This window comes from Telluria sp. Soil_C_11 (assembly GCF_057657395.1).
Genome location: NZ_JBDGIN010000046.1, coordinates 1 through 1,462, shown reverse-complemented (window position 1 = coordinate 1,462; position 1,462 = coordinate 1). Strand labels below are relative to the sequence as shown.

Sequence of the window (1,462 nt, the reverse complement as noted above, 5' to 3'; positions counted from 1 at the left end):
TGTCAACGCTAAATAGAAATGTCCCCTGCTCTCCAAAGTAGAAATGTCCCCTTTGGATCAGGCAGGGATCAAGTGGGCCTTGGTGTGCGCGAATTCGGCGCGTACTGGCGCCGTGCCTGGCGGGGTCGCCATGCGTTTCTTCCATGGGTGCCCAATCGGCTGAGGCGGCGTACGCCGTATCAATGCCTGCTCGACTTTGCCGTTGAGGTCCTTACCGTCGACGGCTTCGTGTTGCTTGATGGGCTTGCTGCTGCACGTATGGGGCAGCACGCGCCCTTGCCAGAGCACCTGCGTCGGACTGTCAGGATGGGTCACGACGTGCACATCGGCGCCGCGCAGAGCCAAGCCTTGGCCTGCCGCCCGCACTTGGTAGAGCAAACCGTCCAGCTGGCAGCTCAGGTTGTTCGAGAGGCGCCGCTTCATATGGATGGAGAGGATATGACGCAGGGCGGCAGGCGTACCGGCATACTGCACATGTGCGTCATTCAGGGCTGCTGGCTGGGCGGCAAAGCGGCGGTTGAACGCCCTGATAAACTGCGGCAGCCAGATATTGGCTGCTGCCTGGCTGCTGATGCCTTGCAGGCGCATTTCCTTGACCAGGCGGTCCTGCAAGGTCTGATTGGCACGCTCGACCCGTCCTTTGGCTTGCGGACTGTTGGCCTGAATGCCTTCGATACCAAGCTGCTCCAGGGCGCGCGCAAACTGCGTTTGGGTATGGCTGACGTCCTTGTGGTCACCCCTGTTGACCTGGAAGATGCTGTGGCGATCGCTGTAAATGGCGGCCGGCAAACCGTGGGTGAGAACGTGTTCTTCCAAAAGTCCCATGTAGCCAAGCGTCGTTTCGGCATCGACAAAGCGCAGCGCCGTCAATTCGCTCGTGGCATCATCGATGAACACCAGCAGGCAGCAGCGTGGCGCCCGTCCTTCGAACCAGTCGTGGGGCGAGCCGTCGATCTGGATCAACTCCCCGCGCCGGGCGCGCCGCTCGCGCATCGCATGGATGCGCGCTCCGGCGCCGCGCCGGGCTTTCCACAAGCCGGCACGCAGCATCGCCTGGCGCACCGTCTCCACCGATAGCTCGATCTCGTGGACTTCCTTCAGCTTCTCGCACGCGAGCGTCGGCCCGAAGTCGGCATAATGCGCGCCGATCAAGGCCACCGCCTTCTCCAGCACATCGGTCGGCGTGCGCCGATTCGAAGGCTTGCCCCGCTTTTTGCTCAGCAGCCCTTGCGTCCCCTCGTCCTGCATGCGCCGCTTCAGCCGCTTGACCTGTCGGACGCTGATGCCCAGCCTTCCCGCGGCGCCTGCCTGATCCAGCTTCCCCTCCAACACCTGCGCCATCACCTGGCTACGCAGCACATCCTTTGCCGTCATCGTGATCACTGTCCTTTCCTCCCTTCGGACATATCCTAGGGGACATCTCTACTTTGCGGAGACGGGACATTACTACTTAGCACTAACA

1 protein-coding gene is annotated in these 1,462 nt (G+C 62.0%); it reads right to left on the bottom strand.

The window, feature by feature from the left end:
• Positions 1 to 57 precede the first annotated feature (57 nt).
• Positions 58 to 1,374, bottom strand: a complete 1,317-nt coding sequence (locus AC3A6M_RS24785) for an ISNCY family transposase (RefSeq protein WP_487855350.1) — start codon at positions 1,372 to 1,374, stop codon at positions 58 to 60.
• Positions 1,375 to 1,462 lie beyond the last annotated feature (88 nt).